This is a genomic window from Janthinobacterium fluminis, from assembly GCF_028595325.1.
In the GTDB taxonomy this organism is placed as follows: Bacteria; Pseudomonadota; Gammaproteobacteria; order Burkholderiales; family Burkholderiaceae_D; genus Janthinobacterium; species Janthinobacterium fluminis.
Map to the genome: position 1 here is coordinate 21328 of NZ_JAQQXR010000019.1, position 16880 is coordinate 38207.

The 16880-nt window shown below is 60.2% G+C and carries 13 protein-coding genes and 1 tRNA gene; 2 read left to right on the forward strand and 12 right to left on the reverse strand.

Going from position 1 to position 16880, the window contains the following annotated elements:
* Positions 1–32 precede the first annotated feature (32 nt).
* Positions 33–1091: an SRPBCC family protein gene (locus tag OIK44_RS24870; RefSeq protein ID WP_273674840.1), complete on the forward strand. Its 1059-nt coding sequence runs from the start codon at positions 33–35 to the stop codon at positions 1089–1091.
* Positions 1088–2257 (forward strand): zinc-dependent alcohol dehydrogenase, encoded by a 1170-nt coding sequence (locus OIK44_RS24875; protein WP_273674842.1) that lies wholly within the window; start codon positions 1088–1090, stop codon positions 2255–2257. Before OIK44_RS24870 ends, OIK44_RS24875 begins: the two co-directional genes overlap by 4 nt.
* Before the next feature lie 60 nt (positions 2258–2317).
* Here the strand turns inward: OIK44_RS24875 and OIK44_RS24880 are convergent, their stop codons facing one another.
* The 12 genes from OIK44_RS24880 to OIK44_RS24935 all read right to left on the reverse strand — a co-directional run.
* A complete protein-coding gene (locus OIK44_RS24880) occupies positions 2318–3154 on the reverse strand; it encodes an HDOD domain-containing protein (RefSeq protein WP_273674843.1) in 837 nt (278 codons plus the stop codon).
* Between the two features lie 134 nt (positions 3155–3288).
* The gene (locus OIK44_RS24885) at positions 3289–3921 is read right to left on the reverse strand and encodes an ArsR family transcriptional regulator (RefSeq protein WP_273674845.1); all 633 of its coding nucleotides are present in this window, start codon (positions 3919–3921) and stop codon (positions 3289–3291) included.
* A gap of 417 nt (positions 3922–4338) precedes the next feature.
* Positions 4339–8577: a DNA-directed RNA polymerase subunit beta' gene (rpoC, locus tag OIK44_RS24890; RefSeq protein ID WP_273674847.1), complete on the reverse strand. Its 4239-nt coding sequence runs from the start codon at positions 8575–8577 to the stop codon at positions 4339–4341.
* A gap of 105 nt (positions 8578–8682) precedes the next feature.
* On the reverse strand, positions 8683–12789 hold the full coding sequence (rpoB, locus tag OIK44_RS24895; RefSeq protein WP_273674849.1) for a DNA-directed RNA polymerase subunit beta: 4107 nt from the start codon (positions 12787–12789) through the stop codon (positions 8683–8685).
* 231 nt (positions 12790–13020) lie between these two features.
* On the reverse strand, positions 13021–13395 hold the full coding sequence (gene rplL / locus OIK44_RS24900) for a 50S ribosomal protein L7/L12 (RefSeq protein WP_273674851.1): 375 nt from the start codon (positions 13393–13395) through the stop codon (positions 13021–13023).
* A gap of 69 nt (positions 13396–13464) precedes the next feature.
* Positions 13465–14007, reverse strand: a complete 543-nt coding sequence (rplJ, locus tag OIK44_RS24905; protein ID WP_273674853.1) for a 50S ribosomal protein L10 — start codon at positions 14005–14007, stop codon at positions 13465–13467.
* A gap of 322 nt (positions 14008–14329) precedes the next feature.
* Positions 14330–15025 carry a 50S ribosomal protein L1 gene (gene rplA, locus OIK44_RS24910; RefSeq protein ID WP_273674855.1) on the reverse strand — a complete coding sequence of 232 codons (696 nt, stop codon included), beginning with the start codon at positions 15023–15025 and terminating at the stop codon, positions 14330–14332.
* Positions 15025–15456, reverse strand: coding sequence for a 50S ribosomal protein L11 (gene rplK, locus OIK44_RS24915; protein ID WP_273674857.1), 432 nt, complete (start codon positions 15454–15456; stop codon positions 15025–15027). Before rplK ends, rplA begins: the two co-directional genes overlap by 1 nt.
* A 118-nt stretch (positions 15457–15574) precedes the next feature.
* The gene (gene nusG / locus OIK44_RS24920) at positions 15575–16189 is read right to left on the reverse strand and encodes a transcription termination/antitermination protein NusG (RefSeq protein ID WP_273674858.1); all 615 of its coding nucleotides are present in this window, start codon (positions 16187–16189) and stop codon (positions 15575–15577) included.
* A complete protein-coding gene (gene secE, locus OIK44_RS24925) occupies positions 16189–16572 on the reverse strand; it encodes a preprotein translocase subunit SecE (RefSeq protein ID WP_273674861.1) in 384 nt (127 codons plus the stop codon). The genes nusG and secE overlap by 1 nt, the downstream gene beginning before the upstream one ends.
* A 35-nt stretch (positions 16573–16607) precedes the next feature.
* Positions 16608–16683: transfer RNA gene (locus OIK44_RS24930), tRNA-Trp, on the reverse strand.
* 70 nt (positions 16684–16753) lie between these two features.
* Positions 16754–16880: EF-Tu C-terminal domain-related protein (locus tag OIK44_RS24935; RefSeq protein ID WP_456057495.1), on the reverse strand; the 127-nt coding region annotated here is incomplete at its 5' end.

Below are 16880 nucleotides of genomic sequence, written 5' to 3' on the forward strand. Positions count from 1 at the left end.
CGGCTTGCGGCAGCGCCACGCCGGGAGACATCATGCAAAACATCACGGACCAAACCAGGGTGCGCCGGGGCCGGCCCGGCTCCTGGCAATTCCCCACCGCGTCGCTGCTGCGGGGCAATGGCGCCGACGGCGGCACGGATCTGGCCGGCGCAGCGCGGCGCCGGCGCGCGCGCGCATATGCCGCCGGCTACAAGGCGGCGCCGGACAGTCGCGGCGAACGGCTGGCGACGGCGCTGGGCTGGCTCAGCATCGGCGTCGGCCTCGCCCATCTGCTGGCGCCGCGCGCCGTCGCCAAGGCCGCCGGCCTGCCCGTGGCGCCGCTGCTGATGCGGGCGATGGGCGTGCGCGCCATGGTCTGCGGCCTCGGCCTGCTGAACCAGCCGGCGTCGGCGCTGTGGCGCTGGTCGCGCGTGGCCGGCGACGCGGCCGACCTGCTCACGCTGGGGATGGCGGCGCGCGCGCCCGGCAGCGCGCCGGCGCGCCTTGCCGCGACGGCCGTCGTCGTCACCGGCGTCGCGGCGCTGGACGTGCTGGCCTGCGCGCGCGCCGCCCCGGCCAGCGCTGCCGGGGCGCTGGCGGGCGGCGCCAACCCGCCCTTGCGCAAGACAGTGGCGGTCAACCGCATGCCCGACGAATGCTACGAATTCTGGCGCGACCTGGAGCGCTTGCCGCGCTTCATGCCGCACCTGGAATCGGTGCGCCGCATCGACGCGCGCCGTTCTCACTGGAAAGCCAGAGGGCCGGCCGGCGGCATCGAATGGGACGCCGACATCACCGAGGATGTGCCGGGCCAGCGCCTGGCCTGGCGCTCGCTCGGCGCCGCCGGCCTCGACCACCACGGCCTCGTCGAGTTCGCCCCCGGCCCCGGCGGCCGCGGCACCCTGCTGAAAATGAGCATGCAATACGCGGCACCCGGCGGCAAGGCCGACGCCGCCAGGCTGTTCGGCGCGGAGCCGGCCCGGCAAATCGAGCAAGACCTGCGCCGCTTCAAGCAATTGCTCGAAGCGGGGGAGGTGGCGACGACGGACGGGCAAGCGGCGGGGCGGCGCCGCTTCATCGCCCGCCTGTTTCACAAGGAGGCGCGGCCATGAAAGCGAACTGCTGGCAGGGCAAGCGCGAGGTCCGCATCGAACAGGTGCCGGACCCGGTCATCCTCAAGCCGCGCGACGCCATCGTCAAGGTCACCTCGACGGCCATCTGCGGCTCCGACCTGCACCTGTACAACGGCGCCGTGCCGGGCATGCAGGCGGGCGACATCCTCGGCCATGAATTCATGGGCGAAGTGGTGGAACTGGGCGCCGCCGTCGACCAGCTGCGCATCGGCGAGCGCGTCGTCGTGCCCTTCCCGATCGCCTGCGGCCACTGCTTCTTTTGCGAGCAAAAACTGTTTTCCGTCTGCGAAAACTCCAACCCGAACGCCTATCTGGCGGAAAAACTGTGGGGCCACGCGCCGGCCGGCATCTTCGGTTCTTCCCACCTGACGGGCGGCTACGCGGGCGGCCAGGCCGAATACGTCAGGGTGCCGTATGCCGACGTCGGCCCGCTGCCGGTCCCGGACGGCCTGACAGACGAGCAGGTGCTGTTCCTGTCCGATATTTTGCCGACCGGCTATATGGCGGCCGAGGCTTGCGACATCGAACCGGGCGACGTCGTCGCCGTGTGGGGCTGCGGCCCGGTCGGCCAGTTCGCCATCCAAAGCGCCTACCTGCTGGGCGCCGAGCGCGTCATCGGCATCGACCGCTACCCGGAGCGCCTGCGCATGGCGCGCGAGAAGTCCGGCGCCGAAACCCTCAACTTCGACGACCTCGACGTGCTGGACGCGCTGAAAGAGATGACGGGCGGGCGCGGCCCGGACGCCTGCATCGACGCCGTCGGCATGGAGGCGCACGGCGCCGGCATCGCCTACGCCTACGACAGGCTCAAGCAGGCGGTGCGGCTGGAAACGGATAGGCCGACGGCCTTGCGCGAAGCGCTGCTGGCCTGCCGCAACGGCGGCGTCGTGTCGGTGCCGGGCGCCTATGGCGGCTTCAGCGACAAGATACCGTTCGGTTCCGCGATGAACCGCGCGCTGACGATCAAGACCGGGCAAACCCACGTGCAGCGTTACATGCGGCCGCTGCTGGCGCGGATACAACAAGGCGAACTCGACCCATCGGTCATCATCACCCACCACATGAAACTCGACGATGCGCCGCACGGCTACGACATTTTCATGCGCAAGCAGGAGCAATGCATCAAGGTGGTACTGCACCCATGAGCGAACTTGAACGACGTTCCGGCAAACTTGACAGAAATAGAAGACAATAAGCGGGTGCCGCTACACCAGCAAGGCCGCGCTCATCGACTGCACCTCGTCGGCGGATTCGGCCAGGATCGACGTCATCATCTCATTGTCGATCAGGAAATCGATGACGGATTCGGACGGCGTCAGCATCTCCAGGAAAGTCTGCTGCAAAGGCGAGACGACCGGCGCCAACTGTTTGGCCAGCAACAAGGTGTCGAGCAGGGAATCGGGGGGAATCGACAACAAGCCGTCGCGCAAGCCCTCGATGGCCAGCGCGACCGGCTCCGGTATCATCAGGCGCTTCATGACTTCGCGTCCGATGACCTCCTCGGCCGACTCCATCCAGTGTTCGGCCTGGCCGTCGAGCAGGCCGGGGAACTCGTCGGCGCGCGACAGCAGGTAGAAGCCGCCGACCTCATGCACGATGCCGGCGAACAAGGCCGTATCCGGGTCGACATAGGTAACGCGCCGCGCGATCACGTAGGCGAGCGCAGCCACATGGGCCGTATGCTCCCACAATTGCTGCGCCATCATGCGCAAGTCCGGGTCTTCGATCCGGCTGCCGAACTGGCGCACCACCATCGCCGCCACCAGCGAATACAGATTGCGGTAGCCGACCCGCATGACGGCCGCGCGCGCGCCGGTCACGCCGGCGCCGCTGCGGTTGAACACGGCGGAATTGGCCAGGGCCACCGTGCGCGCCGCCAGCGTCGGGTCGGACAGCACCAGTTTGATGGCGTGGTCGATATGGCAATCCGGATCGGCCAGCGCAAGTTGCAATTGCAGCGCCGCGTTCACGCTGGTCGGAAACACCAACTCGCCGCGCGTAGCCTGCGCGACAATCATGCCAAATGCTTCGAGTCTAGTCATCTTCAACATTCCACCCCGCAGCGCCGAAACCGGCCCCAACCATGTGAACCCATCAAATCCCGCCCGCACCATGCGCATTCTAATCAGGGCGGCAATTTTTTACTTGCGCCGTGACAAATTATACGACTACGCCATCAAAGATGCATCTGGCCTATTTCCGTCTGAAATGTCTGACCGATATATTCGATATTCGCCAACTCCAGATCGCCGCCGATCACGAATATTTTCGGCTGCTTCAATACCTGCATCAGAAACGGCTGTGCTTCGCGCAGGCGCCGCTGGAAGTCCGCCAGCGAATATAAGTTCGGATTAATCTTGCGCCTTAATGCCCGTTCCGCCGGCGCCAGCCCGGTCAATAACTCACCATAATGGGTGTCGTCGCCAACCAACAACAAATCGATATTGCTGCCGGCCGCGTCCTGGCCTTTCGCCGTGGCGCCATACACGAAAGCCACATGCAAATGGCTGGACAGCGGCGCTAGCGTGGAATGCAAGACCCCGACCAGGCCGAAGGTTTTCTGCACCAGCCCGCTTAATTCCGGGTACACGAGGCTTTCCTTATTCGGCCAGAAACGCCGCACATTACCGATGCGCTCGGAAGTAATCAAACCGGAATCATGCAGGCGCCGCAGCTCGCGCTGGGCGGAAGCGCTGCCCAGGCCGGTAAGCCGCATGATCTCGTTCAAATGAAATCCTTCATTGACGCGCACGAATAGCAAGCCGAGTAGCTTTTGCTGCGCTGGAGTAAAGAGGGCTTGTGCGATCATGCGCTAAATCTTAGCACAAGCAAGCCAAATCTTGACATATCTGCCATGCCCTACGGAAAATACGCATACGGCGAAGCCGCACCAGAATAAAGCGTCCGGCCCTCCCGGCCGCCAAGCGCGCGCACTCTTGAGTATCATCCCGAGCGTACTTGGACTTCAGCTATTTCATGACGGGCAATCGCCATATATGTCGAAAAGGCCAAAGCATCGGCTATGGCCCTGAATATGAGCGAATCGTTTTATAGATGAGTTAATACGGCGGGAGCGATGATTTCATCCATGGCATTTAATTGATTCATTAAGACTGTTGGCTAAAACCATGCTGCCGCCCGCGCGCTGCGGTAAGCATCACTGCATATAAAAAAACGGCGCCGGGGATTGCTCCCAGGCGCCGCTTTATTGACGATTAAAGCTGAATTACGCTTCGCCGCCGTGTTGTTGCTCTTCGATGTCCTGCAAGGCTTCCGCCGCTTCGCCGGCCAAGGAGGCCTTCTCTGCCAGCAACAAAGCATTGCGCTCTTCGACTTCCCACGCTTCTTTTTCCTTGCGGGCGCGGTGGAAGGCCAGACCGGTACCGCCAGGAATCAGGCGGCCGACGATGACGTTTTCCTTCAGGCCGCGCAGACCGTCGCGCTTGCCCATGATCGCCGCTTCCGTCAGCACGCGGGTGGTTTCCTGGAACGATGCGGCCGAGATGAACGAATCGGTCGACAGCGATGCCTTGGTAATACCCAGCAAGACGTTTTCGTAGGTCGCAGGGATCTTGTTCTCCGAGCTGACGCGGTCGTTCTCGTCCAGCAGTTCCGAACGCTCCACCTGCTCGCCAACGATGTAGTTGGTGTCGCCGGCGTTGACGATCTGCACGCGGCGCAGCATCTGACGCACGATCACTTCGATGTGCTTGTCGTTGATCTTCACGCCTTGCAGACGGTACACGTCCTGCACTTCGTCGACGATGTAACGGGCCAGCGCTTCGATACCCAGCAGGCGCAGGATGTCTTGCGGATCGGCCGGGCCGTCGACAATCATCTCGCCCTTGTTCACGACTTGGCCGTCATGCACCAGCACTTGTTTGTCCTTGGTGATCAGGAACTCATGCTTGTTGCCGTCCATGTCGGTGATTTCCAGGCGCTGCTTGCCCTTGGTTTCTTTACCGAACGCAACCGTACCCGTGACTTCCGCCAGCATACCGGCGTCTTTCGGCGAGCGCGCCTCGAACAGTTCGGCAACGCGTGGCAGACCCCCGGTAATATCGCGCGTCTTCTGCGATTCGGTAGGGATACGCGCCAGCACTTCGCCGACCGACACTTGCTGGCCGTCTTTGACCATGATCAGCGCGCCGACCTGGAAGCCGATCGCCACCGAGTGTTCGGTGCCGGCGATCTTCACTTCTTCGTTCGAGTCGTTCAACAGTTTGACCTGTGGACGCAGCGTTTTGGTCAAGGAACCGCGACGTTTCGCATCGATAGCGACCAAAGTCGACAGGCCGGTGACTTCGTCGACCTGACGGGCCACGGTGACGCCTTCTTCGACGTTCTCGAAACGCACCAGACCGGCGTATTCGGTAATGATCGGACGGGTCAGCGGATCCCACGTTGCCAATGGCGTGCCGGCCTTGATGACCATGCCGTCCTTGACGATCAGGGTCGCGCCGTACGGCACTTTATGACGCTCGCGCTCACGGCCGTGGTCGTCGGTGATCAGCACTTCGCCGGAACGGGAAATGACGATTTGCGCGCCCTTGCCGTTCGTGACGTAACGCATCGTTGCCGTGAAGCGGATGGTGCCGTTCGATTTCGCTTCCACCGACGATGCCACCGCCGCACGCGACGCCGCACCACCGATGTGGAAGGTACGCATGGTCAGCTGGGTACCCGGTTCGCCGATCGACTGCGCGGCGACGACACCGACGGCTTCGCCGGCGTTGACCAGCAAACCGCGGCCCAGGTCGCGGCCGTAGCACTTGGCGCACAGGCCGAAGCGCGTGTCGCAAGTGAGCGGCGTGCGGACTTTGACTTCGTCGATCGACAGACGCTCGATCTCTTCGACCATGTCCTCGTCCATCAGGCTGCCGGCTTCGTACAGCGTTTCCTGGGTTTCAGGATTGACGACATCGTGCACGGCCACGCGGCCGAGGATACGGTCGCGCAACGGTTCGATGACTTCACCGCCTTCGACCAGCGCCTTCATCACGGTGCCGTTCATGGTGCCGCAGTCATCTTCGATGACGACCAGATCTTGTGTCACGTCGACCAGACGGCGGGTCAGGTAACCCGAGTTCGCCGTTTTCAGCGCCGTATCGGCCAGACCTTTACGCGCGCCGTGGGTCGAAATGAAGTACTGCAACACGTTCAGACCTTCGCGGAAGTTCGCGGTAATCGGCGTTTCGATAATCGAGCCGTCCGGTTTCGCCATCAGACCGCGCATACCGGCCAACTGGCGAATCTGGGCTGCGGAACCGCGCGCGCCGGAGTCGGCCATCATGTAAATGGCGTTGAACGATTCCTGCGTCGACTTGCTGCCGTCGCGCTTGACCACGTCTTCCACTTTGAGCTGGTCCATCATGGCCTTGCCGACTTCGTCCGAGGTCTTGCCCCAGATGTCGACGACCTTGTTGTAACGCTCGCCGGCGGTGACCAGGCCGGACGCGTACTGCTGTTCGATCTGTTTCACTTCGGACTCGGCAGTCGCGATCAGCGTGACTTTTTGCGGCGGTACCAGCATGTCGTCGACGCAGATCGAGATACCGGCGCGGGTTGCCAGGCGGAAGCCCGACTGCATCAGCTTGTCGGCAAACACCACCGTCGCGCGCAGGCCGCACTTACGGAAAGAGGTGTTGATCAGTTTCGAAATTTCTTTCTTTTTCAGGGCGCGGTTCAAGACGGAGAACGGCAAGCCCTTAGGCAGAATTTCCGACAGGATGGCGCGGCCGATGGTCGTTTCGTAGCGGGTGACCGTTTTCACGAACTCGCCCGTTGCGGCGTCTTTCGGGTACTCGGTGATGCGCACGGTGACGCGGGTCGTCAGTTCGACTTCCTTGTTGTCGTAGGCGCGTATCACTTCGGACACGTCGGGGAACATCATCCCCTCGTTCTTCGCATTGATCGCTTCGCGGGTCGCGTAGTACAGACCCAACACGATATCCTGGGAAGGAACGATGGACGGTTCGCCGTTCGACGGGAACAGGATGTTGTTCGACGCCAGCATCAGCGTGCGCGCTTCCATCTGCGCTTCGATCGACAGCGGCACGTGGACCGCCATTTGGTCGCCGTCGAAGTCGGCGTTGAATGCGGCGCAGACGAGCGGGTGCAACTGGATCGCCTTGCCTTCGATGAGGACCGGCTCGAAAGCCTGGATACCCAGACGGTGCAGCGTAGGCGCGCGGTTCAGCATGATCGGATGTTCGCGGATCACGTCTTCCAGGATGTCCCAGACGACCGGTTCCTGGATCTCGACCAGCTTCTTGGCGGCCTTGATCGTCGTCGCCAGGCCCATCAGTTCGAGCTTGTTGAAGATGAAAGGCTTGAACAGTTCCAGCGCCATCAGTTTCGGCAAGCCGCACTGATGCAGTTTCAATTGCGGGCCCACGACGATGACGGAACGGCCCGAGTAGTCGACGCGCTTACCCAGCAAGTTCTGGCGGAAGCGGCCGCCCTTGCCCTTGATCATTTCAGCCAGCGATTTCAGCGGACGCTTGTTGGCGCCGGTCATCGCTTTGCCGCGGCGGCCGTTGTCCAGCAGCGAATCGACGGCTTCTTGCAGCATGCGCTTTTCGTTGCGCGTGATGATTTCCGGAGCGCGCAGCTCCATCAGGCGTTTCAGGCGGTTGTTGCGGTTGATGACGCGGCGATACAGATCGTTCAAGTCGGAGGTCGCAAAGCGGCCGCCGTCCAGCGGCACCAGCGGACGCAGCTCGGGCGGCAGCACCGGCAGCACTTCCATGATCATCCAGTCCGGCTTGATGCCGGAACGCTGGAACGCTTCCAGCACTTTCAGGCGCTTGGCGTATTTCTTGATCTTCGCTTCGGACTTCGATTCCTTCAGTTCCACGCGCAGGGTTTCGGCATCGCGGTGGATGTCGATCGAGCGCAGCAGTTCGCGGATACCCTCGGCGCCCATGAAGGCGGTGAAGTCGTCGCCGTACTCTTCGTACTTGGCGGCGTAGTCGTCTTCCGACATGATCTGGCATTTTTTCAGCGGGGTCATGCCGGGATCGGTCACGACATATGCTTCAAAATACAGCACGCGTTCGATGTCGCGCAGCGTCATGTCCAGCACCATGCCGAGGCGCGAAGGCAGCGACTTCAGGAACCAGATATGGGCGGTCGGCGAGGCCAGCTCGATGTGGCCCATGCGCTCGCGGCGCACTTTCGCCAGCGTCACTTCGACGCCGCATTTTTCGCAGATGACGCCGCGGTGCTTCAGGCGCTTGTACTTGCCGCACAGGCACTCGTAGTCCTTGATGGGACCAAAGATCTTGGCGCAGAACAGGCCGTCGCGCTCAGGCTTGAAGGTGCGGTAGTTGATGGTTTCCGGCTTTTTGACTTCGCCGTAGGACCATGAACGGATTTTCTCGGGCGACGCCAGACCAATTTTGATCGCGTCGAATGTTTCGTTTTGCTGTACTTGCTTGAAGAGATCGAGCAGTGCTTTCATGTATCACTCCAGGTGATTAAATTTCATTTCTGAGACGAAGTTGCCCGGCGAGGTTTCCCTGCCGGGCCACTCCATCACAAACCAATAGTCGAGGGTTTCTCGTTATCAGTTTCTTTCGAGGTCGATATCAATACCCAGCGAACGGATTTCCTTCACCAACACGTTGAAGGATTCCGGCATACCGGCGTCGATCACATGGTCGCCTTTGACCAGGTTTTCGTACACTTTGGTACGGCCGTTCACGTCATCTGACTTGACAGTCAACATCTCTTGCAGCACGTACGATGCGCCGTAAGCTTCCAGCGCCCACACCTCCATCTCACCGAAGCGCTGGCCGCCGAACTGGGCTTTACCGCCCAGTGGCTGCTGCGTGACGAGCGAGTAAGGACCGGTCGAGCGGGCATGCATCTTGTCATCAACCAAGTGATGCAGTTTCAGCATGTGCATGACGCCGACGGTGACCTTGCGCTCGAACGCTTCGCCGGTGCGGCCGTCGTACATCGTCACCTGGTTCTTCGAGGCGGTCATGCCGAGGTTCTTGGCGATGTCGTCCGGATACGCCAGGTCCAGCATGCGGCGGATCTCTTCCTCATTCGCGCCGTCGAACACGGGGGTCGCGAACGGCACGCCCTTCTTCAGGTTCTCCGCCAGCTTCATGATCTCTTCGTCGTCGAAACCGTCGAGCTCTTCGGCGCGGCCGTTTTCGTTGTAGATCACGGTCAGATACTTGCGCATCTCGTCGACCTTGGCCTGCGCCTTCAGCATTTCGCCGATGCGGATGCCCAGACCCTTGGCGGCCCAGCCCAAGTGGGTCTCAAGAATCTGACCGACGTTCATGCGCGAAGGCACGCCCAGCGGGTTCAGCACCACGTCTGCCGGCGTGCCGTCAGCCATGTAAGGCATGTCTTCCACCGGAACGATGCGCGACACCACACCCTTGTTACCGTGGCGGCCGGCCATCTTGTCGCCCGACTGCAGGCGGCGTTTCACGGCCAGGTAGACTTTGACCATTTTCTGCACGCCAGGTTGCAGCTCATCGCCCTGGGTCAGCTTCTTGCGCTTCTCTTCGAAGGCCAGGTCGAACTGGTGGCGCTTCTCGTTGATCGATTCCTTGATCGCTTCCAGCGCCACGGCTGCGTCGTCGTCCGCCGGGCGGATGTCGAACCAGTGGTATTTGTCCAGATCGGCCAAGTATTCCTTGGTGATCTTGGCGCCTTTGGCGAGCTTTTTCGGGCCGCCGTTGACGAGCTTGCCGATCAGCATTTTTTCCAGACGCTGGAAGGCATCGCCCTCCACAATACGCATCTGGTCGTTCAAATCGAGGCGGAAACGCTTCAATTCGTCGTCGATGATCTGCTGGGCGCGCTTGTCGCGGACGATGCCTTCGCGGGTGAACACCTGGACGTCGATGACGGTGCCGATCATGCCGGAAGGCACGCGCAGCGAGGTGTCTTTCACGTCGGAGGCTTTTTCGCCGAAGATCGCGCGCAGCAGCTTCTCTTCCGGCGTCAACTGGGTTTCGCCTTTTGGCGTGACCTTGCCGACCAGGGTGTCGCCGGCTTGCACTTCGGCGCCGATGTAGACAATACCGGACTCGTCCAGACGGGCCAGCTGGTTTTCCGCCAGGTTCGAGATGTCGCGGGTGATTTCCTCCGCGCCCAGCTTGGTGTCGCGCGCCACGACGGACAGCTCTTCGATGTGAATCGAGGTGTAGCGGTCATCCTTGACGACGTTTTCCGAGATCAGGATCGAATCCTCGAAGTTCAGACCATTCCATGGCATGAAGGCCACGGTCATGTTCTGGCCCAGCGCCAATTCGCCCAAGTCCGTCGACGCGCCGTCGGCGATGACGTCGCGCTTGGCGACGCGGTCGCCCACTTTGACGATAGGACGTTGGTTGATGTTGGTGTTCTGGTTCGAACGGGTGTACTTGATCAGGTTGTAGATATCGACACCGACTTCGCCGGCTTGCGCCTCGTCGTCGTTGACGCGAATCACCACGCGGCCCGCATCGATGTAGTCGACGACGCCGCCGCGCAGCGCCTGCACGGTGGTGCCCGAGTCGACGGCCACGGTGCGTTCGATACCGGTGCCGACCAGCGCCTTTTCAGGACGCAGGCAAGGCACGGCCTGGCGCTGCATGTTGGCGCCCATCAAAGCACGGTTCGCATCATCGTGTTCGAGGAAGGGGATCAGCGAGGCGGCCACGGAAACGATCTGGCCAGGCGCCACGTCCATGTACTGGATGCGCTCCGGGGAGACCAGGATGGTTTCGCCGGCTTCGCGGGCCGACACCAGCTCATCGCTGAGCATGCCGTTCTTGTCGATGGTCGCGTTCGCCTGGGCGATGATGTAGCGGCCTTCTTCGATGGCGGACAGGTAGTCGATCTGGTCGGTGATCTTGGAGCCTTCGACCTTGCGGTACGGGGTTTCCAGGAAGCCGTATTCATTCAGGCGGGCGTACAGGGCCAGCGAGTTGATCAGGCCGATGTTCGGACCTTCCGGGGTTTCGATCGGGCAAACGCGGCCGTAGTGGGTCGGATGCACGTCGCGCACCTCGAAACCGGCGCGTTCGCGCGTCAGACCGCCAGGGCCCAGCGCGGAAACGCGGCGCTTGTGGGTGATTTCCGACAGCGGGTTGGTCTGGTCCATAAACTGCGACAACTGGGACGAACCGAAGAACTCGCGGATCGCGGCCGAAATCGGCTTCGAGTTGATCAGGTCGTGCGGCATCAGGTTGTCCGCTTCGGCCTGGCCGAGGCGTTCCTTGACGGCGCGCTCGACGCGCACCAGGCCGGCGCGGAACTGGTTTTCCGCCAGTTCGCCGACGCAACGCACGCGGCGGTTGCCCAGGTGATCGATATCGTCGACTTCGCCGCGGCCATTGCGCAGTTCCACCAGGATCTTGATCACGGCCAGCACGTCTTCGTTCGACAGCGTCATCGCGCCCGTCAGTTCGTCGCGGCCGATGCGGCGGTTGAACTTCATGCGGCCGACGGCCGACAGGTCGTAACGGTCGGAATTGTAGAACAGGCCGTTGAACAGGGCCTCGACCGAATCTTCGGTCGGCGGCTCGCCTGGACGCATCATGCGGTAGATCGCCACTTTCGCCGCCATCTGGTCGGCCGTGTCGTCGATGCGCAGGGTTTGCGAAATATACGCGCCCTGGTCCAGGTCGTTCGTGTACAGCGTCTGAATTTCGCCGATGTGCGCTTCGCGCAGGCGGCCCAGCAAGTCTTCCGTCAACTCGTCGTTGGCCGAGGCGACCACTTCGCCGGTGTCGGCGTCGACGATGTTCTTGGCCAGCACGCGGCCCAGCAGGTAGTCTTCAGGCACGGAAATGTGCTTGATGCCAGCCGCTTCGATGTCGCGCACGTGCTTGGCGTTGATGCGTTTGTCCTTCAGCACCAGGGTCTTGCCCGACTTGTCGACGATGTCGAAACGCGCCACTTCGCCGCGCAGACGCTCGGCGACGAATTCCATCTCGGCGCCTTCGGAGCGCAGGTTGAAATTGTCGAAGACAAAGAAATTGGCGAGGATTTGCTCGTGCGACATGCCGATTGCCTTGAGCAAGATCGTCACGGGCATCTTACGGCGGCGGTCGACGCGGAAGAACAGGATGTCTTTCGGGTCGAACTCGAAGTCCAGCCACGAACCGCGGTAAGGAATGATGCGCGCGGAGAACAGCAGCTTGCCCGAGGAATGGGTCTTGCCGCGGTCGTGCTCGAAGAACACGCCCGGGGAACGGTGCAACTGCGAGACGATGACGCGCTCGGTGCCGTTGATGACGAAGGAGCCGGTGGTCGTCATGAGCGGCAATTCGCCCATATAGACTTCCTGCTCTTTCATTTCCTTGACGACAGGCTTGGTTGGCGATTCCTTGTCCAGGATCACCAGGCGCACCTTGGCGCGCAGCGGCGACGCGAAGGTCAGGCCGCGTTGTTGGCATTCTTTGACGTCAAAGGCGGGATCGCCGAGTACGTACGACAAGAATTCGAGACGCGCAAAGCCATTGTGCGACACGATGGGGAAAATCGAGGTGAAAGCCGACTGCAGGCCATCGTTCTTGCGGGTCGACGGTGCTATGTCTTCCTGCAGGAAACTATGATAAGACTCGAGCTGGGTCGCCAGCAGGAACGGAACGTGGTGAACGTTGGCGCGCTTCGCGAATGACTTGCGAATGCGTTTCTTCTCAGTAAATGAGTAGTGCATGGACACTCCGTGAGTGACAGAAAGGATAGAAAATTCAGGTTTTGCAAGTGATCATTTGCAACGCTGCGTGTGACACAGACGAAACCTCAAGGCTCTACTTTCCGGCTTGAATCGAACAAATGACGGGTACAAATACGACAAAGACGACAAAGGAGCCAAAGTCGGGTTATTCCCTTTGACAGGAAAACCTCAGACTTTGGCTCGGGCGCTAACTGCCGCCGGTACAACTGATTACTTGATTTCGGCTTTCGCGCCAGCTTCTTCCAGCTTCTTCTTCGCTGCTTCAGCGTCGGCTTTCGAAACGGCTTCTTTCACCGTTTTCGGGGCGCCGTCAACCAGGTCCTTGGCTTCTTTCAAGCCCAGGCCGGTGATTTCGCGAACTGCTTTAATCACGCCAACTTTATTCGCGCCGAAGTCGGCCAGAATAACGTTGAATTCGGTTTGCTCTTCAACTGCTGCGCCTGCTGCTGCGCCGCCGGCTGCTGGAGCGGCCATGGCTGCTGCGGACACGCCGAATTTTTCTTCGAATGCTTTGACCAGGTCGTTCAGGTCCATTACGGACATGGCGCTAACTGCTTCCAGGATATCGTCTTTGCTAATTGCCATTTTGAAACTCCTAAATTTATTACGTTAGTTACATCAGATTGGTACTGAGAGAAAAAAGCGCAGAGGCGATTAAGCCGCTGCTGGCGCTTCTTCTGCTGCGGCTGCTTCTGCAGGCGCGGCGGAGCCGGCATCTTTTTTCGCTGCCAGGGCAGCCAGACCACGTGCGAAGCCCGACACCGGAGCCAGCATAACGCCCAACAACTGCGAGATGAGGACTTCACGGCTAGGAATGCTAGCCAACGCTACGACAGCCGCTTTATCCAGCGGTTTGCCGGCGTAGTTACCCGCGGTGATGACCAGTTTGTCGTTGGTTTTAGCAAAATCAGCGATGATTTTAGCTGCTGCAACGGCATCTTCCGAGATCGAGTAGATCAACGGGCCGGTCATGGAATCGGCGAGGCTAGCGAATTGGGTGCCTTCGACGGAGCGACGAGCCAATGTGTTTTTCAACACACGCAGGTACACGCCTTGGGCACGCGCTTTAGCACGCAGTTGCGTCAAGTGACCAACCTGGATGCCACGATATTCGGCCACGACGATAGTTTGCGCTGCTGCTACTTGCGCGGAAACTTCGGCGACGACGGCCTTTTTGTCATTCAGATTGAGACTCACGGTCAACCTCCTTAAATGATGTTCGGCAATCACAACCGAGTGGTTGAGCGCCTCGCATCGGTTCGAACACGGCGTCCGAAGTTAAGAAGTTCAAAAACTGAGCGGATACATTCACGCAGCATGAGGACTACAAAACTTGTTCGGGTACACCATCTGCGTTGGGCACCACCGCTTGCGCGGCGGCGATTAACCTCATGCACATGCGGTCGCACTCGGCCCAACGGTCTTTGATTGTCTGGCTTCCATATGTAAAACATATCGAAACCAGCCCAAAGATTCGCCCGCCGTATCACAGGGACACGACGGGACTTCTATTCAGTACTTAAGCTGCCAGGCTAGCCTGGTCAACGCGGACGCCAGCGCCCATCGTCGACGACAGCGATACCTTGCGCAGGTAAACACCTTTGCTCGATGCCGGCTTGGCTTTGTTCAGCGCGTCGATCAGTGCGACCAGATTCGATTTCAGGTCCGCGTCGGCGAAGGACTTGCGGCCGATCGTTGCGTGGATGATACCGGATTTGTCGGTACGGTACTGAACTTGACCGGCTTTCGCGTTTTTCACGGCGGTAGCGACGTCAGGGGTAACCGTGCCAACTTTCGGGTTAGGCATCAGGCCGCGCGGGCCCAGGATCTGACCCAGGGTACCGACGATACGCATGGTGTCTGGCGAGGCGATGACGATGTCGAAAGGCATGTTGCCGGCCTTGATCGATTCGGCCAGGTCTTCCATACCGACGATGTCGGCGCCGGCGGCTTTCGCCTGCTCAGCCTTGTCGCCCGTTGCGAACACGGCAACGCGAACGGTTTTGCCGGTGCCGGCTGGCAGCACGACGGAACCGCGGACAACCTGGTCCGATTTCTTCGGATCCACGCCCAGTTGTACCGATACGTCGATCGATTCATTGAACTTGGCGGTGGCGCACTCTTTGATCAGAGCGACGGCGCTGTCGAACTCGTAAGACTTGGTGCGGTCGACTTTGGCTTTGAAAGCCTTGATACGTTTGGATAACTTAGCCATTACACACCCTCTACCGTGATGCCCATCGAACGTGCGGAACCGGCGATGGTGCGCACAGCGGCATCCATGTCGGCAGCGGTCAGATCCGGCGTTTTCAATTTAGCGATTTCTTCAGCTTGCGCGCGGCTCAGCTTACCGACTTTGTCGGTATGTGGCTTCGGCGAACCTTTGGTGATCGCTGCAGCTTTTTTGATCAGGTACGTTGCGGGAGGCGTCTTCATCACGAAGGTGAAGGACTTGTCCGCGAAGGCCGTGATCACGACCGGGATAGGCATGCCTGGCTCAAGACCTTGGGTCTGCGCGTTGAACGCTTTGCAGAATTCCATGATGTTCAGACCGCGCTGACCCAGTGCTGGACCGATTGGTGGGGATGGGTTTGCTTTACCAGCTGGAACTTGCAGCTTGATAAAACCAATGATTTTCTTTGCCATGATGGCTCCTATCTTGGATTGAGTAGTAGCGCCCCGCCGATGCTGCACTGGCGGGGCTCCTCTGACCGGATTGCGCGGAACTTTGCGACGCTCCGGATGGGCGCTTGCTGCGAATTACTTATACTTTTTCGACTTGGCCGAATTCCAGCTCTACCGGGGTGGCGCGGCCGAAAATGGTGACCGAGACGCGGACCTTGGATTTCTCGTAGTTGACTTCTTCGACGTTGCCGTTGAAGTCGGTGAACGGACCATCCTTGATGCGCACTTGCTCGCCCACTTCGTACAGCGTCTTGGGCCGGGGCTTCTCGATGCCCTCTTGCATCTGCTGCATGATTTTGTCGATTTCGCGCGCGGGAATCGGCGTCGGCTTGTTCGACTTGCCACCGATAAAGCCGGTGACCTTGCTGGTGTTTTTGACCAAATGCCAGGTCTCGTCCGTCATTTCCATTTCGACCAGCACATAGCCTGGGAAGAAACGACGCTCGGTGACCGACTTGACGCCGTTCTTGACTTCGACCACTTCTTCGATCGGCACCAGGATCTGGCCAAACTGGTCTTGCATGCCGGCGCGCTCGACGCGTTCGGTCAGCGCGCGCATGACACTCTTTTCCATGCCGGAATAGGCGTGCACGACATACCAGCGCTTGTTGCTGACTGGCACGCTCAGCGGCGCTGCGCCAGCATCGGATGCCGGGACGTCGCCCGGCACATCGTCTTGCACATTTTCGCTCATTATTTTCTTATACCCAGAATCACGTCGTACAACAAGAACTCAAGCAACTTATCCGTGCCCCAGAGGAAAATCGCCATCACGAGGACAAAGGCAAACACGATCGCCGTGATTTGCGTTGCTTCCTTACGCGTAGGCCATACCACTTTTTTCGTTTCGCGCACTGCTTCTTTGGCGAAATTCAGGAATTCACGGCCGGTCGTCGAAGTCCACAAGATGCCAGCGGAAATAGCCAAACCAGCTACGAGTGCACATGCGCGCACCAGAGCTGGCTGTGTGTTCAGGTAATAAAACCCGACTACTCCTGCAATCGCGGCAATCACTGCCAATACGATTTTCATCTTGTCATTCGACGTGCTAACGGTTTGCACGGATTGATTAGACATACTTTTTTTACTTTCGGTGCCCTGCACCAGAACGGTGGCAGGGACGGAGGGCATCGAACCCCCAACCTTCGGTTTTGGAGACCGACGCTCTGCCAATTGAGCTACGTCCCTACGTAAAACTTGAGAAGAATCCCGCTATTTTACCACCTGAGACGCCCCAGGTGGTAGTCACGAGCGATTCTTACGCGATGATTTTTGCAACCACGCCGGCGCCGACGGTACGGCCGCCTTCGCGGATAGCGAAGCGCAGACCTTCTTCCATCGCGATCGGGTTGATCAGCTTGACGGTGATCGACACGTTATCGCCT